Origin of the sequence: Paraburkholderia hospita, from assembly GCF_002902965.1 — a bacterium.
GTDB lineage: Bacteria > Pseudomonadota > Gammaproteobacteria > Burkholderiales > Burkholderiaceae > Paraburkholderia > Paraburkholderia hospita.
Map to the genome: position 1 here is coordinate 1,020,446 of NZ_CP026106.1, position 24,460 is coordinate 1,044,905.

Below are 24,460 nucleotides of genomic sequence, written 5' to 3' on the forward strand. Positions count from 1 at the left end.
TGCGATGAAAGCTACGCGTGTTGCTCTCGCACTGGCCGCCGTCGCTGCGATGGCCATCCTGATGTCGGCGTGCTCGCAGTCGCCGGCTAATCCCAATCCGCGCGCAGACATTCCGCTAAAGCCGGCAAGCGTCGATCTGCCCCGCTACATGGGCCGCTGGTACGTCATTGCAATCATTCCGTATTTTCTTGAGAACAAGTACGTCGGCAGCTATACGGAATGGTCGCTGCGCGAAGACGGAAAGATCGACGACCGGTACACCGCGCAAAAGAGAACATTCGACGCGTCGCCGTCGAAGTTCCATTTCGTCGACAGCGTCGTGCCGGGCAGCGGAAACGGCAAGTGGAAAGTGCGCATTTTCTGGCCGGTTTATGTGACGCAGCTGACGCTCTATGTCGACGACGAGTACCGTTACACACTGCTCGGTCTCGGCGACAAGAGCCTCGGTTGGATTTTCGCGCGAGAGCCGGATATCAGCGACGACGTTTATCGCTCGCTGCTCGCGCGATTCGATGCTATGGGCTTCGACGCATCGCGCTTTCGCCGCGTGCCGCAGCATCCGCAGCAGATCGGCCAGCCAGGGTTCCTGCCGCAAGACGAGTGACGGCCGATTCGCGCTGCGTGCCGGACGCGCGCACGTCACGTGTTGACGGTGAGGACGAATTGCCTGACGTCCGTGCGCCGCTCGACGAAGCCCGCTTCGCAATACGCGAAATAGAGCCGCCACGTGCGTATGAACAGATCGTCGAAACCGAGTGCCCGCACAGCGTCGAGGTTCTCCTCGAAGCGTGCGTGCCAGCACCGCAATGTGCGTGCATAGTCGAGCCCGAACGACTGCGACTGGACGCATGCCATTCCCGCGCGTCTCGCCGCGGCGCGAAAGCGTTCGGCACCCGGCAGCATGCCGCCCGGGAAAATGTACTCGCGGATGAAATCACTCGAGGACCGGTACTCGGCAAAGCGCGAATCGTCCATCGTGATCGACTGGACGAGCGCGTGTGCACCCGGCTTCAGCATGCGCCCGAGGACGGTGAAAAACGTAGGCCAGTAGCGCTCTCCGACGGCTTCGAACATCTCGACCGACACCGCTGCGTCATAGATGCCCCGTAGGTCGCGATAGTCGCGCAGTTCGATCGTCACGAGATCGCGGAGACCGGCTTGCGCCACGCGCTCGCGTGCCCATTCGTACTGCGCAGGGGAGATCGTCACGCCGTGCACGCGTATGCCCTGACGCGCCGCGTGTAGCGCAAAGCCGCCCCAGCCGCAGCCGATCTCCAGCACACGCATGCCGGCGCGCAACTGCAACACATCGACGATGCGCTGATACTTGGCTGCCTGAGCGTCTTCGAGCGAACGGCTCGTATCGCCATCGAACAACGCGCTCGAATAGGTCATGGTCCGGTCGAGCCAGAGCGCGTAGAACGGATTACCAAGATCGTAGTGCACGTGCACGTTGCGCTGGCTGCGGCGACGCGTGTTGGGACGCAGCCAGTGGCGCAATCCATAGAACAGGCGCGCAGGGGCGCTGCCCGACACGGTGCGCGGCAACGCGGCTTCATTGCGGATGGCGAGCCGCGCCAGCGCTACGATGTCAGGCGTGTCGACCCATCTCGCGCGATAGGCTTCGGCAAATCCGATGTCGCCCGCCTGCAGGATCGCATGGCACGCCCGCCAGTCGTGCAGGATGAGTTGCGCGCCGGGTTGTGCATGGGGATCGCCGTACACGCGTTGCTGGCCGCCGGGCGTCGTCAGGACCAGATGGCCGACGCGCAAACGGTCCAGCAGCGCGAGGAACAGGCGGGCGAACAGGGGCGCACCGCCGGCGGCATAGAAGGCGCGTGAAAACGTCATGGTCACGATTCCTCGTTGATCGTTGTTGGCCGTGAGTGAGGCGAGGGCGGCTGGCTCCCGTAGAACGGCACTTTCTTGAGCCACAGGCGCAGCGCCTGCCAGTGAATGTGTGCGATGACGCCGACCGTGAGAAGCGGTTGCCGCATGAGTGCGCGCAGCGCGTGCCCGCGCGTGAGGGGGCGCTTCCCGAGCGAAATCGCAGTGCGGATCAGGAGCCCTTGCGCGTCGTGATAGTCGATGGAGATCGACGATCGGTGCTCGCTCTCGTGGATATGGAATGCGTAGTGTCCTTCGACGCCGCAAAACGGCGATACGTGTAGCTTCTTTACGCAGTGGAGATGGGTGTGCGCGTCGATGGGGCCGTTGTCGCCCGCTTTGAGCAGATACGAGTGACGTTGTCCGAACGTGTTGCGCACTTCAGCGAGCAATGCGCGCAGATTGCCGTCGCGGTCGTGGCAGAACCAGAAGCTGACGGGATTGAATGCGTAGCCGAATACGCGCGGAAAGGTTTGCAGCCAGATAGCGCCGCCGTCAAGGGCGACGCCCGCGTCTGCGATCTGCCCGCGTATCCACGCGAGCAGATCGGTTCCGTCGCATGCGCCGTAGTCGCGCGTTCTTAGGCTCAATGGCCGCAGCCGGTCGATGCCCAGCCACCAGCCATCCAGTTCATGAAGCCTCGCCAGATCGCAACGGATGCAGAACACGGGATAGACGAAGCGATGGTGCACAGGGCGCAGCCGCTCGTGCATCACGCGCCCGGACATCAGCCATCCGGCGCTATCGGATGAATGACCGTTCATCGTACGGACCACGACGGTTCAACGCCGAAGTCGCGAGCAATGCGCAGCGCCGATTTCAGTCCGTCTTCATGAAAGCCATAACCTGTCCACGCGCCCGCGAACCATGTCCGTCTTGCGCGCTGTATTGAAGGAAGGCGGCTTTGCGCGGCCACGGCCGCGCTGTCAAGCAGTGGATGATCGTAGTCGAAGCGCTTCAGTACCGTCTCGGGCGAGGGCGGTCGCGACGGATTGAGTGTCACGATCACAGGCCTTTTGAAGGGCAACGGTTGCAGGCGGTTGATCAGATAGCTCACGCAGACGGGGCGCATGCCGTCTACCCCATGCGTCGACAGGTAGTTCCACGCGGACCATATCCGCTCGCTGCGCGGAAGCAAGGCCAGATCGGTATGCAGCCACGCGACATTGGGCTGATAGCGGATCGCGCCGAGCACATGGCGTTCGTCGGGATCGGGGTCTGCGAGCATGCGCAGGCTGTCGGGCGCGTGCGTGGCGAGAATCGCCGCGTCGAAGCACTCGCAGCCGGATTCGCTCGCTACGTGGACGCCGCCTCGCTCGCGGCGCACCGCGACGACCCGTTCGTTTGTGCGCACGTCGTCCAGTGTGGCGACGATCCGGCGAACATACTCGCGTGCACCGCCTGCGACGGTTTTCCAACGCGGGCGGCGATTCACCTGCAGCAGCGCATGGTTGAGACAGAAGCGCAGAAAGGTCGCGGCCGGGAAGCGCAGCACGTCGGAACTCGCACACGACCAGATGGCGGCGGCCATCGGCAACAGGTAGTTTTGCCTGAACGGATCGCCGTAGCGGCCCGCTGTCAACAGGTCGCCAACGGAGTATCCGCTGGCGGATGCCGCCTCGAGATGCCTTTCAGCCGTTGAACTGAAACGCACGATATCGCGCAACATGCCGAGAAAGCTGGGTGAAAGCAGGTTGTGCCGCTGGGCGAAGACGGTGTTCAGATTGGTGCCTGCCCATTCGAGTCTTCCGTGATCGAGCGAGACGGAGAACGTCATGTCGCTTTCGTATGACGCGACATCGAGCTCGTCGAAGAGTGCGATCAGGTTGGGATAAGTGCGATCGTTGAAGACGAGAAAGCCTGTATCGACGGGATGGGTGAGACCATCCAGTTCGACGTCGACGGTATTGGTGTGGCCGCCGGCGTAGGCAGCGGCTTCGTAAAGCGTCACGCGATGGCGGCGGGCCAGCAGATACGCACTCGCAAGTCCAGCGATGCCGGAGCCGATGACAGCAACGCGGCTGCCCGGCGGACCGGGATGAGTTTCCGTCTGCACATCCATTGCGTGTTCTCCATCGCCGGCGCGTCATTCCTCTTTTACGCACGGCAACAGCAGACGGATGCAGCCATGCGGCGGGTCCTCCCTGATTTGCTGGCGAACCGCAGCACGTGAATACCTGCACCGATGCGAGCCGCGTCGGGAGCAGTGCCTCGCGCGAACGTCCAGATTGTTTGACCCGTGAAAAATATAGCCGGATATGGCGGGCGGAAATGGAACAGGAATGGGACGCCGACAGAGAGTCGGGTTCGAGTGACCGCGTTCGCCTAATAAAGTGGCATCGCAAACTTTTCGTAGATCGTGCGAAATAAGTGCTTGACAGCCCCCTGGGGGTTACGCATAATTCGGCCTCTCCAAACGACGGAGACGCAAGAAAGCAGCAGAAAACAGCAGCTTTTTAGCGAATGTTCTTTAACAATCAACAGCCGATAAGTGTGGGTGCTCGATGGCGGCGCGCGGTGATCTTCGGGTCACCGAATAGCGAAAGTAATCGAGTCTCACACAGAAGTAATTGAGGAAGGTTTGAGTAATCAGATCTTTCGTCAGTGATTTTGAGTGAGCGACCGGTTGGTAAAACAACCGAAAAACAGTAACAGGTTTGAACTGAAGAGTTTGATCCTGGCTCAGATTGAACGCTGGCGGCATGCCTTACACATGCAAGTCGAACGGCAGCACGGGGGCAACCCTGGTGGCGAGTGGCGAACGGGTGAGTAATACATCGGAACGTGTCCTGGAGTGGGGGATAGCCCGGCGAAAGCCGGATTAATACCGCATACGATCTCTGGATGAAAGCGGGGGACCGAAAGGCCTCGCGCTCAAGGGGCGGCCGATGGCAGATTAGCTAGTTGGTGGGGTAAAGGCCTACCAAGGCGACGATCTGTAGCTGGTCTGAGAGGACGACCAGCCACACTGGGACTGAGACACGGCCCAGACTCCTACGGGAGGCAGCAGTGGGGAATTTTGGACAATGGGGGCAACCCTGATCCAGCAATGCCGCGTGTGTGAAGAAGGCCTTCGGGTTGTAAAGCACTTTTGTCCGGAAAGAAAACCGCTTCTCTAATACAGAGGTGGGATGACGGTACCGGAAGAATAAGCACCGGCTAACTACGTGCCAGCAGCCGCGGTAATACGTAGGGTGCGAGCGTTAATCGGAATTACTGGGCGTAAAGCGTGCGCAGGCGGTTCGCTAAGACCGATGTGAAATCCCCGGGCTTAACCTGGGAACTGCATTGGTGACTGGCGGGCTAGAGTATGGCAGAGGGGGGTAGAATTCCACGTGTAGCAGTGAAATGCGTAGAGATGTGGAGGAATACCGATGGCGAAGGCAGCCCCCTGGGCCAATACTGACGCTCATGCACGAAAGCGTGGGGAGCAAACAGGATTAGATACCCTGGTAGTCCACGCCCTAAACGATGTCAACTAGTTGTCGGGTCTTCATTGACTTGGTAACGAAGCTAACGCGTGAAGTTGACCGCCTGGGGAGTACGGTCGCAAGATTAAAACTCAAAGGAATTGACGGGGACCCGCACAAGCGGTGGATGATGTGGATTAATTCGATGCAACGCGAAAAACCTTACCTACCCTTGACATGTACGGAACCTTGCCGAGAGGTGAGGGTGCCCGAAAGGGAGCCGTAACACAGGTGCTGCATGGCTGTCGTCAGCTCGTGTCGTGAGATGTTGGGTTAAGTCCCGCAACGAGCGCAACCCTTGTCCCTAGTTGCTACGCAAGAGCACTCTAGGGAGACTGCCGGTGACAAACCGGAGGAAGGTGGGGATGACGTCAAGTCCTCATGGCCCTTATGGGTAGGGCTTCACACGTCATACAATGGTCGGAACAGAGGGTTGCCAAGCCGCGAGGTGGAGCCAATCCCAGAAAACCGATCGTAGTCCGGATCGCAGTCTGCAACTCGACTGCGTGAAGCTGGAATCGCTAGTAATCGCGGATCAGCATGCCGCGGTGAATACGTTCCCGGGTCTTGTACACACCGCCCGTCACACCATGGGAGTGGGTTTTACCAGAAGTGGCTAGTCTAACCGCAAGGAGGACGGTCACCACGGTAGGATTCATGACTGGGGTGAAGTCGTAACAAGGTAGCCGTATCGGAAGGTGCGGCTGGATCACCTCCTTTCCAGAGCTTCGCGTCTCAAAGTTGAGCGCTCACACTTGTCGGCTGTTAATTGAAGACAGGCTCAGGGGTCTGTAGCTCAGTCGGTTAGAGCACCGTCTTGATAAGGCGGGGGTCGATGGTTCGAATCCATCCAGACCCACCAGCGTCTTGTCTGCGGTGGCTGACCGATGATTCCCCTGTGTACTGTATGACTGGGGGATTAGCTCAGCTGGGAGAGCACCTGCTTTGCAAGCAGGGGGTCGTCGGTTCGATCCCGTCATCCTCCACCAATTCCCAATGCACAGTGTTCTGCAGAACGCAGAAGACTTCGCATTGGCAATTGAGCCAGTCAGTGAAGATATGCGGTTATAGCAATCGCGATATCGGCTGTCGTTCTTTAACAATCAGGAAGAAGTAGTAAAGAGATTCGCGAAAGCGTGCTTAGAGATGGGCGCGTGAGTAGGTGAATCAGGGTTGTGATTGTATCAATGTATTTTTAAGGGTTGTCGAAAGACAGCCTTGGAATACGGCACAACGCTAAAACTCAACCTGTAGCGAGTGGGTCTGACGTGGCAACACGGAGAGACACACCCGTTATAGGGTCAAGCGAACAAGTGCATGTGGTGGATGCCTTGGCGATCACAGGCGATGAAGGACGCGGTAGCCTGCGAAAAGCTTCGGGGAGCTGGCAAACGAGCAATGATCCGAAGATGTCCGAATGGGGAAACCCACTCCGAATGGAGTATCCGTAGCTGAATACATAGGCTACGTGAAGCGAACGCGGTGAACTGAAACATCTAAGTAACCGCAGGAAAAGAAATCAACCGAGATTCCCAAAGTAGTGGCGAGCGAAATGGGACCAGCCTGTACTCTTTATCTTTGCTGTTAGCCAAACGCTCTGGAAAGTGCGGCCATAGTGGGTGATAGCCCCGTAGGCGAAAACAGCGAGGAAGAACTAGGTGTACGACAAGTAGGGCGGGACACGTGAAATCCTGTCTGAAGATGGGGGGACCATCCTCCAAGGCTAAATACTCGTGATCGACCGATAGTGAACCAGTACCGTGAGGGAAAGGCGAAAAGAACCCCGGGAGGGGAGTGAAATAGATCCTGAAACCGCATGCATACAAACAGTCGGAGCCTCGCAAGGGGTGACGGCGTACCTTTTGTATAATGGGTCAGCGACTTACATTCAGTGGCGAGCTTAACCGATTAGGGCAGGCGTAGCGAAAGCGAGTCCGAACAGGGCGATTCAGTCGCTGGGTGTAGACCCGAAACCAGGTGATCTATCCATGGCCAGGATGAAGGTGCGGTAACACGTACTGGAGGTCCGAACCCACTAACGTTGAAAAGTTAGGGGATGAGCTGTGGATAGGGGTGAAAGGCTAAACAAACCTGGAAATAGCTGGTTCTCTCCGAAAACTATTTAGGTAGTGCCTCGTGTATCACCTTCGGGGGTAGAGCACTGTCATGGTTGAAGGGTCCATTGCGGATTACTTCGCCATAGCAAACTCCGAATACCGAAGAGTGCAATCACGGGAGACAGACATCGGGTGCTAACGTCCGGTGTCAAGAGGGAAACAACCCAGACCGCCAGCTAAGGTCCCCAAATATGACTAAGTGGGAAACGAAGTGGGAAGGCTAAAACAGTCAGGAGGTTGGCTTAGAAGCAGCCATCCTTTAAAGAAAGCGTAATAGCTCACTGATCGAGTCGTCCTGCGCGGAAGATGTAACGGGGCTAAGTCATATACCGAAGCTGCGGATGCATATTTATATGCATGGTAGGAGAGCGTTCCGTAAGCCTGCGAAGGTGCACTGGAAAGTGTGCTGGAGGTATCGGAAGTGCGAATGCTGACATGAGTAGCGATAAAGGGGGTGAAAGGCCCCCTCGCCGTAAGCCCAAGGTTTCCTACGCAACGTTCATCGGCGTAGGGTGAGTCGGCCCCTAAGGCGAGGCAGAAATGCGTAGCTGATGGGAAGCAGGTCAATATTCCTGCACCAGTGTGAAATGCGATGGGGGGACGGATCGCGGAAGGTTGTCCGGGTGTTGGAAGTCCCGGTCGCTGCGTTGGAGAAGGTGCTCTGGCAAATCCGGGCACGGAATTCAAGGGCGTGGCGCGAGCTCCTTCGGGAGCGAAGCAATCGGAAGGGGTTCCAGGAAAAGCCTCTAAGCTTCAGTTTCACATTGACCGTACCGCAAACCGACACAGGTGGGCGAGATGAGTATTCTAAGGCGCTTGAGAGAACTCGGGAGAAGGAACTCGGCAAATTGGTACCGTAACTTCGGGATAAGGTACGCCCCTGTAGCTTGATGCCCCTGCGGGCAAAGGGTGAAGGGGTTGCAATAAACTGGTGGCTGCGACTGTTTAATAAAAACACAGCACTCTGCAAACACGAAAGTGGACGTATAGGGTGTGACGCCTGCCCGGTGCCGGAAGATTAAATGATGGGGTGCAAGCTCTTGATTGAAGTCCCGGTAAACGGCGGCCGTAACTATAACGGTCCTAAGGTAGCGAAATTCCTTGTCGGGTAAGTTCCGACCTGCACGAATGGCGTAACGATGGCCACACTGTCTCCTCCCGAGACTCAGCGAAGTTGAAGTGTTTGTGATGATGCAATCTCCCCGCGGCTAGACGGAAAGACCCCATGAACCTTTACTGTAGCTTTGCATTGGACTTTGAACCGATCTGTGTAGGATAGGTGGGAGGCTATGAAGCTGGGACGCTAGTCTCAGTGGAGCCGTCCTTGAAATACCACCCTGGTTTGTTTGAGGTTCTAACCTTGGCCCGTGATCCGGGTCGGGGACAGTGCATGGTGGGCAGTTTGACTGGGGCGGTCTCCTCCCAAAGTGTAACGGAGGAGTACGAAGGTACGCTAGGTACGGTCGGAAATCGTGCTGATAGTGCAATGGCATAAGCGTGCTTAACTGCGAGACCGACAAGTCGAGCAGGTGCGAAAGCAGGTCATAGTGATCCGGTGGTTCTGTATGGAAGGGCCATCGCTCAACGGATAAAAGGTACTCTGGGGATAACAGGCTGATACCGCCCAAGAGTTCATATCGACGGCGGTGTTTGGCACCTCGATGTCGGCTCATCTCATCCTGGGGCTGTAGCCGGTCCCAAGGGTATGGCTGTTCGCCATTTAAAGAGGTACGTGAGCTGGGTTTAAAACGTCGTGAGACAGTTTGGTCCCTATCTGCCGTGGGCGCTGGATATTTGAAGGGGGCTGCTCCTAGTACGAGAGGACCGGAGTGGACGAACCTCTGGTGTACCGGTTGTCACGCCAGTGGCATCGCCGGGTAGCTATGTTCGGAAGAGATAACCGCTGAAAGCATCTAAGCGGGAAACTCGCCTTGAGATGAGATATCCCCGGGGCTTCGAGCCCCTTGAAGGGTCGTTCAAGACCAGGACGTTGATAGGTCAGGTGTGGAAGCGCAGTAATGCGTTAAGCTAACTGATACTAATTGCCCGTAAGGCTTGATCCTATAACAGGTGTGTCTTACCCCAACGGGGTGAGCAGGACACACAGGTTGAGATCGGTGTTGTGCCAGAAACAACACAACCCACCCTCTTTACGCTTCTTCCAGATTGGCTGTGGCGCACCCCAGATGCGACGCAGCAACCCCTCATGCCTGATGACCATAGCGAGTCGGTACCACCCCTTCCCATCCCGAACAGGACCGTGAAACGACTCCACGCCGATGATAGTGCGGATTGCCCGTGTGAAAGTAGGTAATTGTCAGGCTCCTTATACAAACCAGGACCCCGCCCTCAAAAGCGGGGTCTTGGCGTTTGTAGATCACGTTTTAAGGTCGCGCCCGACAGCGTGGTCGAGCCGAAATGGCCGGCTTCGCGATATCCCCTCAGTTCCCTCTACCAAACCAGAATTCGTCGATGCCGACGAACGATGGTGACGTCTTCGTTCACTTCGAGTTCATCATCAGATCCTCTTCAACGAAGCGCAGAATCGTCTCTGTCAGCGCCTCACGCGGATAGGCATTTTGCGTGACGAACAACGAGCCGATGGTGGGGTGCGTCCGGGCAATGGGCACGGCGAGCGCCCAGTGATCGGCGTTCACATATCCAAGAAGAGTACTTCCGGGTATTACCTGATCGTAGAAGATGACCTGACTATCGTTGCGTGAATCGACACGCGCGAGCTTGTCATAGCTCGATTTCAGAATCGATGAGATGCGTTCCGGCTGCGGAAACGTCACGAGCGAGTAGTAGCGCAGCTCGCCCGGAAGCGGATGCTGCGCGAGCCACGCCTTGCGCGTGGCGGGTCGCAGACTCTGCACCGCGCCCCCGTCGCCCGCTGTGCACGTCGCCCCTGGGAAGTGCCTCATCAGGTCGGCCTGATACTGCTCCGCGTCGTTAGCGAGCGGCGACCCGCCTATCGCGCCCGCTGCGCTGACTACAGCCGCCACGCGGCCGCGGATCTCCGGATAGGCCACCACCGCTTCGAGAATGTCGGGCGCGCCCTTCGAATAGCCGATCAGCACGACGCGTGGCGCGCCTTCAGGAGGCGGCATGGCCATGATGGCGTCGCGGATCTGCCGCGCGTTATTCGCCGAACCCGACAGCGCATCGACATCGATCAGCATTCCGTCATAGCCGGACTGGCGCAGATTCGCGACCACCGTGCCTTGCGTATTCAGCCAAGGTTTGAAGCAGTCGTACCCGATCCCTGATATGACAGCAGCGAGGAGGTGCCGTTGCGACGGCTTCAGATCAACCGGCTTGCCGGTACCGGGCGGCTCAGCACCTACGCGCGTCAGAGCGTCGTCACAAGGCCGGTAGTCGGGTAGTGCGGTGCCGTGCGCTTCAAGGACGGCGCAATAGATCTCGCGGAAGTGCCCACGCATGTCCCGCACGCCGGCCTGCGATGCCGGAACCAGTACAAGCGGAGGTGTATCGGCCGAGTACGGGAGGAGCGGCTTCGTCGCGCATGCACCGAGCAGGAGAGCGGCGCACGCAACCATCATTGCCGCTGCCGGGCGAGCGAAGGTCAGGTCATTTGGATGCATCGCCCGTTTCCTTGCGTTGGATCGCCTCGCGCTGCTCAAGATACGGCACCCAGTCGATAAGCTGCACATCCGAAAAGCTGAGCGGCCGCGTCGCAAAGAACATCACTGCACGCAAACCATCCGTATAGTAGCTTGCGTTGTCGAGCGTGGTCCGCGGTTGCGTCTTCGTTGCCTCGCCGACACCGTACACGAAACCAAGCTTGTCGAGACCGCCCGAGTACATCAGGTCCTGGATCAGGAAGTTCCGCGCTTCGTCGACGTTGCCGTGCAGGATGAGGTGTGTCTCGCCGCGCGGCGCAAAGCGTCCACCAACGGGGCGGCCGACTTGCGCGACATAGACCGGTTGTCCCTGAAAGCGGATCGGCGTAAGCCATACGCGTATCCATGTGGCGGGCGCGCCTCCCTGCGCCTGCTTGCGCCCGACGGCGTCAGCTTCCCGCCCGAAGACTCTCTCCACGGCGTCGGACCCGCGCAAGTCGCGTCGATAGTTGCGTCGAACCATCGCCGCCCCGATGTCGGTAAGCTGGCCGACCAGGACCGCGTTCAGCGGATCGGCGTTGACGGTGCCATCCGCGTTGGTGGCGCAGCATGGCAAGCGTTCCAGTGCGGCGCGCAGCGACGCGAGATCCGGGCAGTCGGTGATCGCAGTCTCGGGATACGCGAAGGAAAGCTGATCGTATTGTGGGACTGACGTGCCGCCTGGCACGGGCGCAAAGAGCGTGAACGGGATCAGCGTTTGACTACCGAACAGATCGATATTGACGAGCTTGGTCCGGCGATCTGGGTTCGTGAACAGAATGCCGCTGCGCGTCTCTCCCGGCGGTATTGGGTTTTTGAAGCCGAGGTTGCTGAAGTAGTCGTCGATCTGCGTATTCGTTGCGCCGCCGAGCAGCGTATGAAACGGCCACGCGACTTCATGCGGCGAGAAGTAGTCCGGATCCGTACCCGAGCGCAGCAGCCATAGCGCCTGTGACGTCCCATTCTGCACTTCGACCCAAACAGACTGCACATGCGTTTTTTCGATATCGACACCGAACATGCGCACGCTGTCTTCACTGCCCAGCACGGTCGCGCTCACGCGCACATTGTGATGGGTGGCGCTCACGGCGCGCGTGCGCAATGGTCCCTCGTCAACATGCTGCGGGGCCTGCCATGTCGAACAGCCCGCGATTGCAAGCCCGAGGCTCGCCGTGAACACCACGCGCTTCAACGCACGACGTAAGGGGCGCACGACGCTCATCGTTTCCCTCCGGACGATGTCTCCCTGAGCGCGTCATCGGTGACCCAGGGGAATAGGTCGATCTCCGCAAGCGATCTCGGCGCATGGTCGAATACGAGCACCTCGCGATACCCGTCCGTGTAGTACGGATCGGTTGTGAGGTTTTCGCGCGGCGCGCTCTCCGGCGCAGCACCCACGCCCGAGACGAGACCGAGCTTCACGAGGCTCTGCGAATAGGCCATGTCTTCCGTCAGGGCGGTGCGCGCCTCGTCCACGTCAGGGTCGATCTTGTGGGTCGTGAGCATCGGCGAATGAACGGTGAGGCGCACCCCAATGTCGCGGCTGATCTGGCCCACCCACACGGGTTTGCCGTGGTAGCGCATCGCGGCGAGCCAGAGCCGCAAATGGTTGCGCTGGTGGATGGTGTCACGTGCTTTTTGCAGCGCGAGATCCTGTGCGCGGCCGAACAGATAGAGATCGCTCACGGGCGCATTGACATAGGGTTCGCCGGAGAGCGCGGACGTCACCATCTTCCAGATCGCCCCCGACCACTTCTGCTCGGTCGGACTCCAGCCGCGCCGCACCAGCGCGGGAAAGGCGTCGTCGAGACCGCCCACGATTACCAGGTTGATGGGATCGCCATTCTTCGAGCCGTCCTTGTTGGTGACGCAGCATGGCAAGGCTTCGAGCGCAGAGCGGAAGGCGTCGTCATCCGTATAGTCCACAACAGAAACGTCCGGGTCAGCCGCTCGCTTGAAAACGTTGCTTGTCTTGTAGTCGGCCTGAAACCCGGGCACGACGGTGAGGATCGAGAACGTCTGCGCCCGCCCGCTCGCGACGAGGTCCACCTCGACCAGCTTTGCGCCCTCGCTGAGGTTGGTCAGCACGAAGCCGGAGGCTGTCTGCCCTGGCAGAACCGGGTTGCGGAAAGCGAGTGCGGTAAAGCGCTGGTCGAGTGCGCTGCGCTGTTGCTGCGTCGCGTCACTGTTGAACGCCTCTGCTGCTTCTGACGGCGGAAAGAAGTTTGGATCGAGCCCTGGACTCATCAGGAAATAGCTGCGACGGTCGTTATTCTCGACTTCAATCCAGACGGGCTGAATTTTCCTTTTGGCGAGTTCAGCGTCGTACAGAGCCCTGCTTTCATCTGATGAAAGTACCGCTGTCGACACTCGCAGGTCGCCGTCTGCGCGTGAGACAGCGCGGTTTTGGTAATTGGGTTCAGCGGTCGTGGAAGGGGTTTCGGCGCAGCCAGGTATCAGGCAGGCCGCGAAAACCATCGTCAGCACTTGCAGCACGATGCGCTTCATTGGAGCACCTCACCACTGCGCGTCAGCGTAGATTTGAATTACCGTCCTTGGAGGTTTCGGATCTGCCTTCCGAAACGCAAGAAAATTATAGTGCGATGTATGGACTGCCAGCCACGTAAGTGACAGGACTGCAACTTCGCCGCAAAGGAACACTCGGTGATCCAGTCCCTCACCGGCGGCGGTCACCATCATATTGAACAGTCTGCGGCTATGATGCGTGCTTATTCCCCATCCCCGCTAACCGGCCATGTCGTCAACCCACGAAACTCGCCACGAAAGTCGCCTCGATGCAGGATTGCATGACTTGCGTGTCACGCGTTATGCGTTTCTGCTGCTGGACAACTTCTCATTGATCGCATTGGGCACCGCCGTGGATCCGCTGCGAATCGCGAACATGCTCATCGAACGGAAGGTCTACGAGTACCAGCTGATCGGCGCGAGCAACGAATACGTGTGTTCTAGCGACGGGATTCGCGTGATGCCCGACACGTCGATGGCGGAAGCCGGCAAGTTCGACGCCGTCTTCGTTGTCGGGCCCAATCCGATTCCGCGCAAGGGGATCGGCGCCGTGCTGGACTGGCTGCGCTTACATGCGCGCAGTGGGACCGCGCTGGGCGGCCTCGACACGGGCAGCTATTTTCTGGCACGAGCAGGTCTACTCAATGGATATCGATGCACGATTCACTGGGAAGACCAGGACGTGCTACTCGAGCAGTTCCCAAAACTCACGGTGTCGAACCGCCTGTATGAGGTAGACCGCGACCGCTATACGTGCAGCGGCGGCGTTGCGCCGCTCGATCTGATGATTCATCTGCTCGGCATGCCGCCCGGGAGCCATTCGCTCGCCGCGCGCGTGCTCGAACTGCTTATCGCCGAGCGGCGCAGTCATGAACAACGTCAGGTCACATCGCTGAGGCAGTACATCGGTGCCGAGCACGCGAAACTGGACGAAGCGCTGCAGGTCATGGAGAGCAATGTCGAGGAAACCCTTTCGGTGGCCGAGATTGCGGCGTTTCTGGAAGTCTCGCAGCGACAACTCGAACGCTGGTTTCAGGAGCGGCTAGGCAAGACGCCCGCGCAGGCATACCTGGAAATCCGCTTGTTGCGCGCGAGGCAGTTGCTCTACCGAACGGCAAAGTCCCTCGAAGAAGTGTGCGCACGCACGGGTTTCACGTCGCTGACGCATTTTGCGACCCGCTACAAGGCGCAGTTTCACATCTCGCCGATGGCAGACCGCAGGCGTTATCAAAAGGCGCTATAAGCCTCGAAATCCACCAGCGACGCGCGCTCCGCGCCCCGTTGTGGTTAACCCTCAATGTCGAAATAAGAGAGTCTGACGTCGCATCGGGAAATATTCTGAATTGCCACACTCCTAACATTCGCTCACTTCCACTGCATTTTTCACCGAGGAGTCGAGCGCATGAAACTGGAGAACCTGATCCGGATCGAGAACGGCGAGAAAGTGAAGCACACTTTCTCCGATGCCGAATATGCAGGCCGTCAAGGCAAGCTGCGTGAACTGATGGCGCGCGAGAACATCGACGCAGTGTTGTTCACCTCGTATCACAACATCAACTATTACGCGGATTTTCTTTACTGCTCGTTTGGCCGCAAGTACGGGCTGGTCGTGACGGACAGGAAGGTCGTGTCGATCTCGGCGAATATCGACGGCGGACAGCCGTGGCGTCGTACCGTCGGCGATTACAACGTGGTCTATACCGACTGGCAGCGCGACAACTTCTTTCGTGCCGTGCAGGGTGAGATCGAGAACAAAGGCCGCGTGGGCGTCGAGTTTGATCAGCTCCCCGTCGAAGTACTTGGCAAACTGAAGGCTGCGCTGCCGTCCGTCGAGTTCGTCGATATCAGCGCGCAGACCATGCGGATGCGCATGATCAAGTCGGCGGAAGAAATCGAAGTGATCAAGCACGGCGCGAATGTGTGCGACGTGGGTGGCGCGGCACTCGCGGCAGCCGTGCATGAAGGCGTGCCCGAGCACGAAGTGGCGCTGGCGTCGACGCAGGCAATGGTGCGCGAAATCGCGCGCCGCTTTCCCGATTCGGAATTGATGGATACGTGGACGTGGTTTCAGTCCGGCATCAATACCGATGGCGCACACAACCCGGTGACGACGCGCAAGGTGCAGAAGGGCGACATCCTGAGCCTGAACTGCTTTTCGATGATCGCCGGTTACTACACGGCACTCGAACGCACGATGTTCTTCGATCATTGCCCGGACGAGCATCTGCGGCTCTGGAAGGTCAATGTCGAGGTGCATGAAGCCGGGCTCAAACTCATCAAGCCGGGCGCGCGCTGCTGCGATATCGCAAATGAACTCAACAAGATCTACGCCGAATACGGGCTGCTCAAGTACCGCACGTTCGGCTACGGCCATTCGTTCGGCGTGTTGTCCCACTACTACGGACGCGAAGCCGGCCTCGAATTGCGCGAAGACATCGAGACGGTGCTGGAGCCGAACATGGTTGTCTCAATGGAGCCGATGATCATGCTGCCGGAAGGCCTGCCGGGCGCGGGCGGCTACCGCGAGCACGACATTCTCGTGATCGGCGAGAAAGGCGCGACCAACATCACCGGTTTCCCGTATGGGCCGGACCACAACATCATCGGGGCTTAAGGGCCGACAGCACGAAGGCCTGCGGCATACGCCGCAGGCGATCAAACATTGCAGGAGGCTTCACCGATGTTTTCAAAAGAACAGACGATCGCAGGCTTCGATCCCGAACTGTCGAATGCGATGCTGCTCGAGCGGCAACGGCAGGAAGATCATATCGAGCTGATCGCATCAGAAAACTACACGAGCCCGCGCGTGCTCGAAGCACAGGGTTCGGTGCTGACCAACAAGTACGCGGAAGGCTATCCCGGCAAGCGTTATTACGGCGGGTGCGAGCATGTGGATGTGGTCGAGTCGCTCGCGATCGAACGGGCTCGACAGCTTTTCGGTGCAGCGTATGCGAACGTTCAGCCGCATAGCGGCTCGCAGGCCAACGCAGCCGTGTATCTGGCCATGCTCGCACCGGGCGACATCATTCTCGGCATGAGCCTCGCGCACGGCGGTCATCTGACGCACGGTGCGAAAGTGTCGTTTTCGGGCAAGGTGTTCAATGCGGTGCAATACGGCGTCGATGCATCAACCGGGTTGATCGATTACGACGAAGTCGAACGGCTCGCGCTCGAACATCGGCCGAAGATGATCGTTGCGGGTTTTTCGGCGTACTCGCGTGTGCTCGACTTTGCACGCTTTCGTGAGATTGCCGATCGTATCGGTGCGTATCTTTTCGTCGATATGGCGCACGTAGCGGGCCTTGTTGCCGCCGGCCTTTATCCGAATCCCATTCCGTTCGCGGATGTCGTGACGACGACCACGCACAAGACGTTGCGCGGTCCGCGCGGCGGCCTGATTCTCGCGCGCGCAAATGAAGCGATCGAAAAGAAGCTCAACTCAATGGTCTTTCCGGGCACGCAAGGCGGCCCGCTGATGCACGTAATCGCGGCGAAAGCGGTCGCCTTCCGGGAGGCACTCGGCGCGGAGTTCGTTGCCTATCAGAAGCAGACATTGGCCAATGCGCGTGCGATGGTGGCCGTTTTCGTCGAACGTGGCTATAAGATCGTATCGGGCGGCACCGACGATCATCTGTTCCTGGTGGACCTGATCGATAAAGGCATCACGGGCAAGGACGCGGACGCCGCGCTCGGCCGCGCGCATATCACCGTGAACAAGAACGCGGTGCCGAACGATCCACAATCGCCATTCGTGACGAGCGGCATCCGTATCGGCACGCCTGCACTAACCACGCGTGGTTTCGATCAGAACGATGCGAAGCTTACGGCATCACTCGTATGCGATGTGCTCGATCATCTGGGTGACGCGCAGACGGAAGCCCGCGTACGCGAGCAGGTTGTGCAGCTTTGCGCGCGATTGCCGGTGTATGGCCGTTGATGATTTGACTGCGACGCCGACACATCGACATATCACGATGAATAGAACCTGCTAACGAGGGGCACTCGAATCGCTGCTGAAAATGGGCGGCTTTCACAGTCACGGCGTGGTGTGGGTCTCGCTTGCGATCATTCTGGCCGCGGAGATCGTGCTCGCGATCTTCGGTCACGCCACGATCATTGCGGCGGAAAAATGGATCGCGGTAGTGCTCGCGGTCCTGTTTGCGGGACTCGCCTCATTCGTGTTGCCGCATACTAGCGTCGCAATCGCGTCGCAGGTCAATCATGGTGGCGGCTCGTTCAGCACGTGGTTGATCGCAATGGGGATCGTGTTTTCTTACCCGATCGGCTGGGCCAATTTCGCATCGGACTACAGCCGCTATTTTCCGGCGGAAACGAGCGCGAAGAAGATCGTGCTCGCGGCGGCGGCGGCCAGTTCGTCGCGCTGGTGTTCTGACGGGCGGTATCGCGTACTTCCTGCTCGCGCGCCGACATCCGCTCTTTCACACCTCGTCGTCTGGGGACCGCCTGCAAGGCGACGTGCATTCCAGCTCGATCTGATAGTTATCGGCCAAAGTTGCCCGCTGCATTCGCCGACGTTGCAAAACGTCAGCGGATACAGCGGGTTTTTTGCATTCTGATGACGGCTGGATCAGGTATACCCTCGATGTCGAAAACAGAAAGTACTGCGTCGATACCGGAAATGTTCGTTGATATTGGACTCCTACCATGCACTCAAGCAGGCTCGTTCGATTGAGGTTCGATTGAAAGAGCCGAAGCACTGCGTGAGCGCAAGTTGCCGCCCGCGCACCGTCATCGCATCATCAGATCTGGAGAGAGTCAATGAACACGAGAAGATCCTTGTCGGGCGATCCCGCGAACAGCGTCATCGCGCCTTCAGGAGCAGGTGACAGTTCCATGAACGAATCGGTCGACCCCAAACTGCTGAGGCGCGCGGCATGCGCGAGCTTTATCGGCAACTTCGTCGAATGGTTCGATTACGCGTCGTACGGCTATCTCGCGACGATCATTGCCGTCGTGTTCTTCCCGAAGACGGACGGCAGCACGGGACTGCTGGCGGCATACGGCGTGTTCGCCATTTCGTTCATCGTGCGGCCGATTGGGGGCATTGTCTGGGGCCACTTCGGCGACAAGATCGGCCGGCGGACATCGTTGTCGCTGTCCATTCTGATCATGTCGTGCTCGACTTTCCTCATTGCGCTATTGCCGACCTACGCACAGGTCGGGATGCTCGCGCCCGTCCTGCTTCTGCTGGTACGCGTAATTCAGGGCTTTTCGGCCTCGGGCGAATACGCGGGCGCTTCGGCGTTCCTCGCCGAATACGCGCCGGCTAACCGGCGTGGCGTCTATACGAGCATCGTACCGGCGAGCACGGCGGCAGGTCTGCTGTTCGGCTCGATTCTCATCGCTGTATTGCATGCCGTGCTGAGCAGCGAGCAGCTGCATTCGTTCGGATGGCGTTTGCCGTTTCTGCTGGCGGCACCGTTTGGTCTGATCGGCCGGTACATCCGCGTGAAACTGGAGGACACGCCGCGTTTCAAGGCGCTTGAGCAAGACCATCACGTTGCGCGCGCGCCGATTGCCGAACTGCTGGGCAAGCATCGGATGAAGATGCTGATCGCGTTCGGCGTGACGTGCCTGAATGCCGTCGCTTTCTATCTGGTGTTGAGCTATATGCCGACTTATCTGTCGACGGAATTGGGCATGGACGAGACGGCATCGTTCATCGCCGCGACGATCTCGCTGACGGCTTACATCGGCCTGGTGTTCGTGATGGGGGCACTGTCGGACCGCATAGGACGCAAGTCGATGCTGATCGGCGCGTCGATCCTGTTCGCGGTGTTGACCGTGCCGCTCTTCAAGGGGCTGGCAGGCGCGAGCTTCATGATGATCGTCGCGATCCAGATCGCCTTCGGCGCATTGCTGACGATGAACGATGGCACGCTGCCGTGCTTCCTGTCGGAGATCTTTCCGACACGGGTGCGCTATAGCGGCTTCGCTTTCTGCTTCAACGCAGCGAATGCGCTATTCGGCGGCACGGCCCCGCTTGTCGCGACATGGCTGATCGGCGCGACGGGCAACAAGCTTGCGCCAGCGTGGTATCTGGTCGGCGCGGCAGGTATCGCGTTGATCGCGATGATCTTCAGCCGCGAGACTTCGCGAGCACCGTTAGCCGATGAGTGAACCGGCCATGGGCGAGACAGCCGGTTCATTCGAGGTCGAGGCGCGGACAAAGGCGTCCCGAACCGATCTTGAATTCCGTGACAGAAGGCCGCCCGTGCAGTTCGGAATCGTCCTTCTGCCGAATTTCACGCTGACAGCATTTTCCGGCTTTGTGGATCTCTTGCGTCTTGCCAGCGACGATGCCGATTTCAGCAAGCCGGTGCGGTGTGCATGGACGATAGTCGGCGAAACGCTGACGCCAGTGAGGGCGAGTTGCGGCATTCAGGTCCAGCCGTGGCAGACTTTCGACGAAGCAGGGCGCTTCGACTATGTGGTCGTGATCGGGGGCCTGCTGCATTCGGGACCGGGCGTTAGCGACGCCACGCTTCGGTTCATTCGCGGTGCCGCCGATGCGTCGTCCACGCTCGTGGGCATTTGCACCGGCGTGTTCGCGCTGTCGACCGCCGGTGTGATGGACGGACATCGCGTGTGTGTCAGCTGGTTTCACTATTGGGACTACATTGAACGCTTTCCGCATGTCGACGAAAGCCTGCTTGTCGCTGACCGGCTCTTCGCGATCGATGGGCGCCGCATCACGTGCTCGGGTGGGCGCGCTTCTATCGATGTGGCAGCGGCGATCCTGCAGCGGCATATCGATGTTGCGACCGTTCAGAAAGCGCTGCGTATCCTTCTCGTAGAAGACGCGCAGCGCCCGAGCGCGCCGCAACCGCACCCGCCCGGCACCGAGCCCGTGACGCATCCCCGGGTGAGGCGAGTCGTTCATCTGATGGAGCAGCACATTGGGCGACCGTTGAGCATGGAGGAACTGGCCGATCGGGTCGAGGTGTCGGTGCGCCAACTCCAACGGCTGTTCAAGACACAGACGGGTGAATCGCCCTTAGCCTACGCGCGTCGAATGCGACTGAAGACGGCAGCGTGGCTGTTGACGGACTCGGACCGGACGGTGGCGGATATCGCCGCAACCTGCGGCTTTTCGGATGCCTCTCACATGGGGCGTGAATTTCGGCGAGAGTACGGCGTCGCCCCGAACGTGTATCGCACCGCTCGGGGGAGCTTGCCGACAGGCGTATGTGGCGATGGGCGAACGCAAACGGCTCGCCGCAAACTGGCGAATTGTTCCGCGCTGTAGACGTTCGGGATGGGTGGCTGGCGCAGCGGGTGCAGCCATTGCCAACCGACGGCCACGGCCTCTCTGTCCAGCTACGCGTCCTTGAAGCTGGACTCAGCCACGGTCATTGCTTGACTTCGCCTGTCTTTCCGGCGGCGGAGGCGCCTTGCCGAGATAGCGCCTTCGATCGTTTATCCATCAGCGTTCCTTCCGCGTTTCCCGGCCCGCCTTGTTGCGCCTTGTCAGTGAGGCTCTTCACAGCGTCGCCGGACTGAACCTTCACCGCGTCGCTGGACGGCCCATCCCCCGGTTTCGTCTGAGCGTCGGCACCCGCCGAGGCGGCCAACAGTACGACCGCTGCAATTGTCAGAACTCTGCTCATTTCTGGCTCCGCTTATTTCCAGGTGTGACAGATACCGCGCACTCCTTGTGCCCGGCGACATCCGCTCGAACGCGCGGGGTCGATGGCCATATCGCAGGTGGGTTTTGTTAAACGCGACCTTAAAGTTTTTCAGATCGGTGCCGAAATAGCAGAGTGTCGACAGGAGGTGCAACGCCTCTCGCACTTTCTCCTCTCTCTGCGTCACGGGGCAAAAATGAATACGAAGAATTGTCGCGAGATGGCTGTTACAAGGATGGCGGAAAATATACCGAGCCAACGCCAGAGGAATAGCTGCGGCCGGGACGGGTATTCATCGTCAGTCGCCGAATGGATTGAAGAGACCGCTGGCGTTTGGCTGGCTGCAGTGTTCACGGTTATTGCAGGGGCTGGAACGATTCTCCAGGTCGTCGCATTCTTCCGCTAGTTCCCATCTGGAATTGGCCTATTCGAAGGTTGTACTCAACGACAACTGCACTGCGTTTCCGCTGGGTCTTGCATGAGCGGCAAATTCGTTGACCCACCGGAGATTCGCGGAAACGGGTGTTTTCCTGATCTTGCCAGCCCAGCCTACGATTGGACCCATGCCGACGGAATAGCCCTTAGCGCCACCGATCAGATCAGCGGTGGGACCGGTATCGTTGCCGAGCTGCTGAATCCACCCGCCGACGACGCCCACGCTCCATCCGCTCCTGAAGCGCTTGAGCGCCAGCACGTCCAGTACGCTCACCGCGGCATTGTGATAGTTTGTATCGCGATTCGTTGTATAGAACTCGACGCCGTAGTTGACGGTCAGCTCGACGTTGTTCTTCGGAAATATCTTCGTATAGGCAATAGTGGGCGTAAATGTCCAGGTGTTCTGACCGGCATTGGCGAGACGATTGGGATTGTAAGCGCCCGTCGGTGCGTAGATTTGCAGGCTCAGCGCAGTGTAGTCGGTTGGCGAGAGACGATATCCGGCAATGACGGGTGCGAAGAAGATATCGGCGAACTGGGTACCATGATCGGGACGAAGAAGGCCGTTGAACGACGACGCATTGGAATACTGAACAGGCACACCAATGGATGAAGCAAAGTTCCATCCCGCCAGGTTGACACCCCATGTCTTCACCAGGTTGGCGATCGTGTAGACAACCTGATAATCCAGGCCGCCCGTTATCTGATTCCCTGTAGAGACTTTCTTGCTGGCGCTGAGCGATCCGTCGTAATAGATGGTCGCCCACGAAACGATCCACTCGCTGGTTGGGGGAACGATTCCGCCGTATGGCGTGACCTGTTGACCGGTTATGGGACGACCGACCCCCGTTTCAGTCGCCGACGAATTTTGGGGTATCCCGGCTACACAAAAGGTCGCCAGCAGACTTTTGGTCACATGTCGAATGAAGCGACGCTTATGCATGGTGTTGTCTTACGATTCTGCTTAGGTTTTGCGAATGGCCGAAAGGCGCAGACAGGCGGCGAGCATGAGCCGACCCCGGACGGTTCCAGAGATCGGCCCATCACTCAGGTTCGGTGAGGCGATCAGGTTCTTGCTGGATCTTTCAGATGCACGCGAACCGGGCCGCCCACGCTATTGAAGATGAGGTCGCCGTTCGGCGCGTACTGGATAATTGCGTAAGCGCCGTTGCCGAGATTGTCTTTACCAAACTCGACACGCTGTACGGTTTTGCCTGTGTTCCAGTCAAGACCTGTCAACTCCCAGCCAGTCTTTTTGTAATAGCCATTCACAAAGACGATACCCGACGCTGAACTGACGCTCGGTACCATGCTGATCGAAATCACATCGCTTCTCGTCCAGACCGAATGCCACCGATGTGTCTTCGCGTCCCATTCGAAACGCTCGGTACCGTGCCCCGGCTGGTTGACGGGGCCAAGCGCCAGTACGTCGACAAGCTTGTCCTTCTCGCCGGATTCCGAAATGTTGTTGACCACAAAGGCGCCATAGCCATTCACGACCACCGACTGTTCGGTCTGAATGAATTTCGGCAGCGGCGTCAATCCGGCCGTCACGGCGATTTGGCCTGCTATGCGATTCGACTTCGCTCCAGCTGGTGTTTTCCAGCCGGTCGGGATTTCATTGCGCCAGAACGCGACCAGATGCATGCGATTCGCGCCGTCGGTGATCACGACGAGCTGGTCCTGATCCCGTCCGAATCCCATCAGCGTAGGCGTGGACCCTGTGCCATTGCCAAGCTTGATGGTTGGGGGCTGATCGCCGGTGTCGTACGGCGATGTCCAGGCGCCATCCACAGGATCATCGGAGAGTTTCGTGCCTGTCCAGACCAGCTTGTGCATGATCTTGTTCGAGGCGATGTAGATGCCATTCTGATCGTCGATCGCAAATGAGTTAGTCACGACCTCACCCGGTGCGAGACGCATCGTTTGGGCTTTGCCTTCAAGTGAGCGGTCAAGAACACTCACAGTGAAATTGGACGCGACGACGAGCTTTCCGTCATAGGTGATGCCCGTGCCCACGAGGTACGCGTCCGGACCGATAATCGAACGCATGTTGATGGTCTTGATGACCTTTATCCCTGCGGAAGGGTTCTTTTCGTCGACCAGGCTGAATTTCGTCAAGAAGCCGTCGGCAGTGTTGTAGTACACATCGTTATTCGTATCGACAACCGAATAGACACCATTGACCGCGCGCGTCCAGTCGAGGCCATAGATATCAGTGACCGCTTTTCGCACTTGCGCAACATTGGTGAAATGCTGACCCAGAACCCTGTCGTGCAACTGCGCAGAGATGATTTTCTGGTCTGGAGCCTCCATGCGGGCGACCTCCTTGAACCCGCCATTCGACACGTCGATGTAGGTGACACCTTCACTGGAGACACCCCACATATAAGACGGAGACGTCGATGCGAGCGTCATGATGTTGACGGGGCCCGCAACAATCCGTTTTTCCTTTCGAAGATCGACTTCGAACGTGCCGCGCGGAACGGCATACGGAAAGGAATCGCTCTGGGACGAATCGAAATGGGTAATGGCGTATTTTTCTGCCGCCAGATAAGGATTGGGTTTCGGGTTGGCGGGGAGGTCTTGCGCAAGGAGAGCGAATGCAGGAATGAGGGTGGCGATACCTGCCAACAAACGAAAACGTTTCGACATTAATTATCCTTTATCGCGGAATTGCGATCATCCATTTAAATGTGGGAGCGGTTGTTGGTTAGATTTTCGAAAGAAAATGCTCCAGGTAGTGACAGGGC

At 58.7% G+C, this 24,460-nt stretch carries 16 protein-coding genes, 2 tRNA genes and 3 rRNA genes; 12 read left to right on the forward strand and 9 right to left on the reverse strand.

From position 1 onward, the window contains the following. The first annotated feature begins 4 nt into the window (after nucleotides 1–4). The gene (locus tag C2L64_RS23000) at nucleotides 5–604 is read left to right on the forward strand and encodes a lipocalin family protein (protein WP_009769619.1); all 600 of its coding nucleotides are present in this window, start codon (nucleotides 5–7) and stop codon (nucleotides 602–604) included. 35 nt (nucleotides 605–639) lie between these two features. On the opposite strand, the gene C2L64_RS23005 is transcribed toward C2L64_RS23000, so the two are convergent. The 3 genes from C2L64_RS23005 to C2L64_RS23015 are packed head-to-tail and all read right to left on the reverse strand — an operon-like array spanning nucleotide 640 to nucleotide 3,949. Continuing rightward, on the reverse strand, nucleotides 640–1,851 hold the full coding sequence (locus C2L64_RS23005; protein WP_009769618.1) for an SAM-dependent methyltransferase: 1,212 nt from the start codon (nucleotides 1,849–1,851) through the stop codon (nucleotides 640–642). A gap of 2 nt (nucleotides 1,852–1,853) precedes the next feature. Beyond that, nucleotides 1,854–2,651 carry a DUF1365 domain-containing protein gene (locus tag C2L64_RS23010; protein ID WP_009769617.1) on the reverse strand — a complete coding sequence of 266 codons (798 nt, stop codon included), beginning with the start codon at nucleotides 2,649–2,651 and terminating at the stop codon, nucleotides 1,854–1,856. Next, nucleotides 2,648–3,949, reverse strand: a complete 1,302-nt coding sequence (locus C2L64_RS23015; RefSeq protein ID WP_009769616.1) for an NAD(P)/FAD-dependent oxidoreductase — start codon at nucleotides 3,947–3,949, stop codon at nucleotides 2,648–2,650. Before C2L64_RS23015 ends, C2L64_RS23010 begins: the two co-directional genes overlap by 4 nt. 597 nt (nucleotides 3,950–4,546) lie before the next feature. On the opposite strand from C2L64_RS23015, the gene C2L64_RS23020 reads away from it, so the two are divergent. The 5 genes from C2L64_RS23020 (at nucleotide 4,547) to rrf (ending at nucleotide 9,797) form a co-directional block, all read left to right on the forward strand. Then, nucleotides 4,547–6,077: ribosomal RNA gene (locus C2L64_RS23020) — 16S ribosomal RNA — on the forward strand. Between the two features lie 65 nt (nucleotides 6,078–6,142). Next, nucleotides 6,143–6,219 (forward strand) — tRNA-Ile (locus tag C2L64_RS23025). Nucleotides 6,220–6,270: 51 nt separating this feature from the next. Further along, nucleotides 6,271–6,346 (forward strand) — tRNA-Ala (locus tag C2L64_RS23030). Between the two features lie 310 nt (nucleotides 6,347–6,656). Next, a 23S ribosomal RNA gene (locus C2L64_RS23035) occupies nucleotides 6,657–9,537 on the forward strand. Nucleotides 9,538–9,683: 146 nt separating this feature from the next. Continuing rightward, nucleotides 9,684–9,797, forward strand: a 5S ribosomal RNA gene (gene rrf, locus C2L64_RS23040). The 16S, 23S and 5S rRNA genes sit together here with 2 tRNA genes alongside, the layout of an rRNA operon. A gap of 178 nt (nucleotides 9,798–9,975) precedes the next feature. On the opposite strand, the gene C2L64_RS23045 is transcribed toward rrf, so the two are convergent. The 3 genes from C2L64_RS23045 to C2L64_RS23055 are packed head-to-tail and all read right to left on the reverse strand — an operon-like array spanning nucleotide 9,976 to nucleotide 13,605. Then, nucleotides 9,976–11,079: a lipase family protein gene (locus C2L64_RS23045; protein ID WP_009769569.1), complete on the reverse strand. Its 1,104-nt coding sequence runs from the start codon at nucleotides 11,077–11,079 to the stop codon at nucleotides 9,976–9,978. Then, nucleotides 11,066–12,319 (reverse strand): LssY C-terminal domain-containing protein, encoded by a 1,254-nt coding sequence (locus C2L64_RS23050; protein WP_009769568.1) that lies wholly within the window; start codon nucleotides 12,317–12,319, stop codon nucleotides 11,066–11,068. The genes C2L64_RS23045 and C2L64_RS23050 overlap by 14 nt, the downstream gene beginning before the upstream one ends. Continuing rightward, the gene (locus C2L64_RS23055) at nucleotides 12,316–13,605 is read right to left on the reverse strand and encodes an LssY C-terminal domain-containing protein (protein ID WP_009769567.1); all 1,290 of its coding nucleotides are present in this window, start codon (nucleotides 13,603–13,605) and stop codon (nucleotides 12,316–12,318) included. The genes C2L64_RS23050 and C2L64_RS23055 overlap by 4 nt, the downstream gene beginning before the upstream one ends. A gap of 247 nt (nucleotides 13,606–13,852) precedes the next feature. On the opposite strand from C2L64_RS23055, the gene C2L64_RS23060 reads away from it, so the two are divergent. The 6 genes from C2L64_RS23060 to C2L64_RS23085 all read left to right on the forward strand — a co-directional run bounded on the left by C2L64_RS23060 (nucleotide 13,853) and on the right by C2L64_RS23085 (nucleotide 20,893). Further along, nucleotides 13,853–14,866 (forward strand): GlxA family transcriptional regulator, encoded by a 1,014-nt coding sequence (locus C2L64_RS23060; protein ID WP_051058268.1) that lies wholly within the window; start codon nucleotides 13,853–13,855, stop codon nucleotides 14,864–14,866. Between the two features lie 159 nt (nucleotides 14,867–15,025). After that, complete coding sequence (locus C2L64_RS23065; RefSeq protein WP_007734527.1) at nucleotides 15,026–16,237, forward strand: M24 family metallopeptidase; 1,212 nt, start codon at nucleotides 15,026–15,028, stop codon at nucleotides 16,235–16,237. A gap of 66 nt (nucleotides 16,238–16,303) precedes the next feature. Then, nucleotides 16,304–17,560 (forward strand): serine hydroxymethyltransferase, encoded by a 1,257-nt coding sequence (glyA, locus tag C2L64_RS23070; RefSeq protein WP_009769565.1) that lies wholly within the window; start codon nucleotides 16,304–16,306, stop codon nucleotides 17,558–17,560. An 82-nt stretch (nucleotides 17,561–17,642) separates the two neighbouring features. Continuing rightward, complete coding sequence (locus C2L64_RS23075; RefSeq protein WP_009769564.1) at nucleotides 17,643–18,200, forward strand: cytosine permease; 558 nt, start codon at nucleotides 17,643–17,645, stop codon at nucleotides 18,198–18,200. A gap of 277 nt (nucleotides 18,201–18,477) precedes the next feature. Next, complete coding sequence (locus C2L64_RS23080; protein WP_009769563.1) at nucleotides 18,478–19,764, forward strand: MFS transporter; 1,287 nt, start codon at nucleotides 18,478–18,480, stop codon at nucleotides 19,762–19,764. 7 nt (nucleotides 19,765–19,771) lie between these two features. Next, the gene (locus tag C2L64_RS23085) at nucleotides 19,772–20,893 is read left to right on the forward strand and encodes a GlxA family transcriptional regulator (protein WP_009769562.1); all 1,122 of its coding nucleotides are present in this window, start codon (nucleotides 19,772–19,774) and stop codon (nucleotides 20,891–20,893) included. A 103-nt stretch (nucleotides 20,894–20,996) separates the two neighbouring features. Here C2L64_RS23085 and C2L64_RS23090 read toward each other — a convergent pair whose 3' ends face one another. The 3 genes from C2L64_RS23090 to C2L64_RS23105 all read right to left on the reverse strand — a co-directional run bounded on the left by C2L64_RS23090 (nucleotide 20,997) and on the right by C2L64_RS23105 (nucleotide 24,362). After that, on the reverse strand, nucleotides 20,997–21,254 hold the full coding sequence (locus tag C2L64_RS23090; RefSeq protein WP_009769561.1) for a hypothetical protein: 258 nt from the start codon (nucleotides 21,252–21,254) through the stop codon (nucleotides 20,997–20,999). Nucleotides 21,255–21,696: 442 nt separating this feature from the next. After that, the gene (locus C2L64_RS23100; RefSeq protein ID WP_039901868.1) at nucleotides 21,697–22,650 is read right to left on the reverse strand and encodes a SphA family protein; all 954 of its coding nucleotides are present in this window, start codon (nucleotides 22,648–22,650) and stop codon (nucleotides 21,697–21,699) included. A gap of 122 nt (nucleotides 22,651–22,772) precedes the next feature. Further along, on the reverse strand, nucleotides 22,773–24,362 hold the full coding sequence (locus tag C2L64_RS23105; protein ID WP_009769558.1) for a hypothetical protein: 1,590 nt from the start codon (nucleotides 24,360–24,362) through the stop codon (nucleotides 22,773–22,775). Nucleotides 24,363–24,460: the final 98 nt, after the last annotated feature.